Source organism: Flavobacteriales bacterium (genome assembly GCA_016779995.1).
Classification (GTDB): Bacteria; Bacteroidota; Bacteroidia; order Flavobacteriales; family UBA7312; genus UBA8444.
In genome coordinates, this window is the sequence record JADHMO010000033.1 from 1 (window position 1) to 5,374 (window position 5,374).

The 5,374-nt window shown below is 38.6% G+C and carries 3 protein-coding genes; all 3 read right to left on the reverse strand.

Going from position 1 to position 5,374, the window contains the following annotated elements; genetic code table 11:
- Window positions 1-13: 13 nt before the first annotated feature.
- On the reverse strand, window positions 14-946 hold the full coding sequence (locus tag ISP71_08920) for an esterase family protein (protein ID MBL6664204.1): 933 nt from the start codon (window positions 944-946) through the stop codon (window positions 14-16).
- A gap of 48 nt (window positions 947-994) precedes the next feature.
- Complete coding sequence (locus ISP71_08925) at window positions 995-2,434, reverse strand: PorP/SprF family type IX secretion system membrane protein (GenBank protein ID MBL6664205.1); 1,440 nt, start codon at window positions 2,432-2,434, stop codon at window positions 995-997.
- A gap of 6 nt (window positions 2,435-2,440) precedes the next feature.
- Window positions 2,441-5,374 (reverse strand): gliding motility-associated C-terminal domain-containing protein (locus tag ISP71_08930; GenBank protein MBL6664206.1); only part of this gene is annotated, 2,934 nt, incomplete at its 5' end.

The following is a 5,374-nucleotide window of genomic DNA, read 5'->3' on the forward strand; positions in this document are numbered from 1 at the left end:
TTTAGTTTACATACTATTTGTTTAGTAAAAACTTGAGTGGAGTTTTCAATCTATTACTCCATGATTTCTCCGAATGATCATGCCCTTCAAATTTTAAGGTTACCCAACTCTTTTCAGAGTAATTATTCTTTTTCATTATCGAGTCTACTGTCTGTTGAAAGGGCTCATAAAGGGCGTCAAGTGTTCTTGTCCCATAGTCAAAGTAAACCTTGTGATTCTGTTCACTCGGCAAATTCAGGTCAAGATAATCCGCAAATTCAAAAGGTATTGGATTATTAAGTGTGTCAAACGTGCCAACCCAATGGGTTGATAAACAAGCTGCACCCCCAAAAATATTTGGGTATTCACAAAAGGCATACATTGAAATCAATCCTCCCATACTTGAACCTGCAATAAATGTATTTTTGGCATCGATGAGGGTTGAATATTTTTCATCAATGTAGGGTTTCAACTCTTCTACAATAAATTTGAGATAATCGTCCGAGCAAATGGTAGTCCTAAATAGTGTTGATTCTTTGTTTCTCATTCCTTTATTGATTATCGAGTCTTGGAATTTTTTCGGAAGATTTTCAAATGGTTTTTCTGGGAAATACTCTGAGTGCCTGAATTCTGTATTCCATATACCCACAACTATTGTATTTCGAATTTCACCATCCTTTGTGAGTTCATTCATTTTTTCATCTACACCCCATTCTTGCTTGTTCCAAGTGTTTGTTGAATCAAAAAGCATTTGTCCATCATGCATGTATAGTACTGCATATTTTTGGTTTTCTGAATAATTTTTTGGCAACCAGACATCTATATTTCTTGGAGTAACAAATTGTGAATTGAAATTTTCAATTCTTTCTATACTTCCATTTGCGTTGGGATTATGTGCAGTTTTATTTTTTGAAGAACAAGCAGATAGTAAAAGCGCTCCTAATATTGGGTAATAAAAAACATTCATTGGAGTTTTAGTTAGAGCCATTGAATGAATACCAATAAATTTCGGTTCTTATTTTTCAATAAACCGAACCTCTACACGACGGTTTTTCTTTCGGCCTGCTTCAGAATTATTTTCAGCAACTGGAACTTTTTCACCAAGTGCTTCAATCAAAATACGATCATCTTCAATGCCATTCGAAAGTAAAAACTCACGTACAGCAGCAACTCTATTTTTAGAAAGCTTGATATTGTAGGCATCAGGTCCAAGGGCATCCGTATGACCTTTTAAAGATATTTTCATATTTGGTCGTGAGTTCATGATATTGATGATGGACTCGAGCTCGGCAAAAGACTCTCGTTTTACAATGGACTTATCAAACTCAAATAAGATGTCTTTATCAATGGGTTTAAAGGTAGGCTTCACCTGCTTAATTTCCTCAATTCTTTCCTCTTTTACCTCAACGACAGGCGCTTCAATGTAAACCGTATCGATTTTAGTAATCACAATGGTATCCATAGTAGGTGGTTCTGCTGCTATAGGTTCTTTGCGAGTTTCATTTTGAGTGGTATCAGGTTCTTCTTTTTTGACTTCTGCAATTGGTGGAATTTCTTCCTTTTTTTGCTTTTTGCAGAATTTGATTCCCAGGATGACCTCATGTGAACCAGAACTGTAGGAAGCGATGTTGCTCATCGGTGCCTCGTATGCATAACCTAAAAAGAGAAGGTCCTGGATTTGAATTCCCAATCGACCTACTAATCCTACAGAGGTACGATAGCCTAGACCACCGTATATAAAATCTTTATAGCATACATCTGCGTTCATATCAAATTGGTAACCGTTATTAGTTCCTTTGGTAAATACAGAAGGTGTAAAACGCCATTTGTCACCAAAATTCAAATTGTATGAAATCAGTGAATTAAGATGTCTCCTTAATCCATAACCATCCACACCTGTAACAACACCTGCAATGGGCATATTTGAGGTGGATTGTATAAATTGTTTAGAACCAAGACTTAGTTCCAATCCTTTCCATGCATACATCAAGCCTAACTCTAAATTAATCGTTCCTCCAGCTTGAACACCTCCATTGATGATGGGATCATCTGGATCAAATGCAATAGCGGTTGACGGATCTACTCTATACTGATTAAAACCAACAGAAGTACCAATTCTGATGTGGTGCTGTTCTGCGAAACTAAATCCATAGGACAAAGAAGCCAATCCCGATACTTGTTGAATCATTCCAATCTGATCGACCATAACTTGTCCACCAAGACCAAATGATTTCCCTACACGACCATTGGCACTAAATAGGCTCGTTAATGGAGCACCTTCTACCTTTACCCATTGATTGAGGTGAGAGAAATTAATTTCTGTACAAGCGGTAGCACCTGCATAGGCTGGATTTATGGAGTATTTGTTATATCCATAGACATTACGTTGTGGCGTTTGCTGGCCATATGAAACCAGTGAAACAAAACAAATACAAATAGCAATGATTCTTTTCATGATTTCCTATTTTTTAAATCTTAATAAATTAATGGATCCTGTGTATTCGATATCTGAACAAGTAATTGAATAGAAATACACACCATCGGGTAATACATCTCCATTTCTGGTACCTCCCCAATCGTTGTTGTAATCACTTGTCTCGAAGACCACCTCTCCCCATCGATTAAATATCTTCACATTACAACCCATAATCTGAGGAGGGTCATTGACTTTCCAGGTGTCATTTTTTCCATCATCATTGGGTGTTAAAATATTACTAATCTGTAGATCAACTGAACAGTCTATAACAGATAGTTCTAATCTAATAATAGAATCACATCCATCCGCAGACTGAATGGTATCAAAGTAGATTCCAGATTCTGTAAGCTGATTTGAACCAAACACAAAGATGGAATCATCACAAATGGTTGTGGCTTCATACCCATAAGGGGGTTCTGTAACAAAAAGCGAAAGATAAACTGTGGAGTCACATCCAGATGGGGTAGTAAAGGTTTCTGTATACACGCCTTCTTCAGTTAAAATAGTTCCATTGTAGTCAAATGATCCTCCCATACAAATGGTGGCTTCATCACTTGCTGTGATTTCGGGAAGGACAAATAGTACAGAGTTCACAATACTGTCGCAGCCATTTATATTTTGAAGGGTATCTGAATAAACGCCTTCTGTATCATAGCTAGAAGTTCCAACCTGAATACTGCTGCCTTCACATATCGTATACTCATAGTTTGTTTCTTCATGTGGCAAGATGGTTAGGGTTGTTATTACAGTACTGTCACACCCAGCAGGGGTAATAAATAAATCTGTATACGTGCCTGCTTCGGATTGGTCTGCTCCTTCCAAAAATATCGTTTCACCTTCACATATTTCTTCATTGATAGTATTTGTGACAGGGACACAAGGATTGTTGCAATTTGATGCATCAAAGGTAAAGTTTGTCGAGCATGCGCCATCAGTTATATCTACGGTATAAAATCCAGCTATGGGAGCAAGATATGTATATGCTGCTCCTGGATTAATTTGTCCAGTTTCAACAACGTCACCGGTTGGTCCAGTAATGGTAAAATCATATGATGTTCCGTAGAAACCGTTTAGTCCGCCATTAGCTATAAAGGTAACGGTGCATGTAGGGTTATCATAGCTATATGCTGGATCAAGCTGCTCCAAATATACTACTGGCATTCCTTGACCTGCGTCTGATGTATTACATACAAATTGTCCCCATCCTAGTGGTAAGTCGGCAGCGGCAGATAGATAATACACGGTATTGAAAAGTGGATTTCCATTAGTGCCCGTACCATCAGAATCATTTGTAAATGATCCTGAACCTTGAATAAAATCTACGATTGCAGTCTCAAAACCATTATTCGGAATAGGAGATGGTAGCGTTTCTAAATTGTGTATTACAAATCCACTGTCCAAACAATCAGGGAAACTTGCCGTTGATTCACCGATACCATCGAGCATCACATTTGGGGTGAATACATCTCCAAAACAGATAAAGGCCGTATCCAAATCTGTAATTTGAATGTTATTTCCATTGGCTAGGGTGACCTCAGGCTCTCCAGCATCGCTCTCAACCTCTAAAATATACTCAATGATATATTGCCCTTCATCTCCTGGAGATCCACCGTCTATTTGAATCGCATAAAGTGTCCCAGGCTCCATACAACATGAGGATTCTTGATTTCCATCATAACCTGCAGATCCAGTAATTACGGGGGTAATAACTGGGGTGTTTTGAGTTCCGTCCTCGGTATAAGTAGCAGGTTGAAGACCACCATAACAATCTGTGCCATTGAGAAGCTCATAAATATTATAACGAACAGTATCCATTCCCACATAGGCACGGATACTTATTTCTACGGCACCTGAAGGAGGGGCGGTAAAATAATGCCATACTGTTTGGTCTGCTCTTTCAGACTGGTTTAATGCCGCATTGGGCTCTCCTGCTAAATATTCCTTGCATGCCAACACGTTACTTCCTGAAACTGCTTGAAAGGTAGGATTTGTACCTGCAAGAATTACTGGAACTTCGTATAAAGTATCCTGTAAAGTGAGACACAGAATATCATTACCAGGAGAATTAAATGAAGGATCCGAAACACTCGGGTCATAAATCCATCCATATATTTCCTGAGTTGAAAAAGGGGTGAGGTTATCAGATGGGTCAATCATACCATAGTAATCATAACCAGGCTCCAAACACAATGTAGAAATTACGGCGCTTTCGTCACCTCCAAAAAATCCATTGACCCCCCCCTCATCTTCATTTAAAAACTCAAGATTGGCGCAGGAATAATCTGACGGAATACCAGGAGCGAATCGTTTGTCATAACCGAATAAGGCATTGTTTTCTCCGTATAACACACTTTGATAATCTGCCTCAAAAACGATTCTACCACTGTTAGGTGCATTGAATTTTAACCAAACACTTTCATTCATTACAGGATTATTGACACTTGGATGGTCGTAATCATAAGCATGATAATTCGTTGGGTCATTATTGGTATGAGGTGTGCCTGTTTCTGCTGCGTCGTTTCCACCATCAAAGGCACATCCAAAATCAATTGTGGTAGAAGGTGTATCACCGGATAAAGAAGAAATTGCGTTATTTCCAACAATGACATTTGAGCTTAAACAAGGAATATCATCACCGGATGCAGGGCTGCCACCAAGATCATTGACTCTTACTTGAACCATTCCAGATTCATTTCCATCTGTGGTTAGTTGAACATAATAAGTTTCATTTGCGATCAATTTTGTATAGCTGAAAAGGGGGATAGGGTCGCATGCATCAAAACTAAGCTGAGCCTCTGGGGCCAGGCCTAAAGCATCAATTCCATCAGAAAATTCAATGTGTGATAGATATTCAAATTTGTCTTTTAAGAGCGTTCCTGTAATGGGTTGAATACCGGTGACACAATCATCACCATCTGC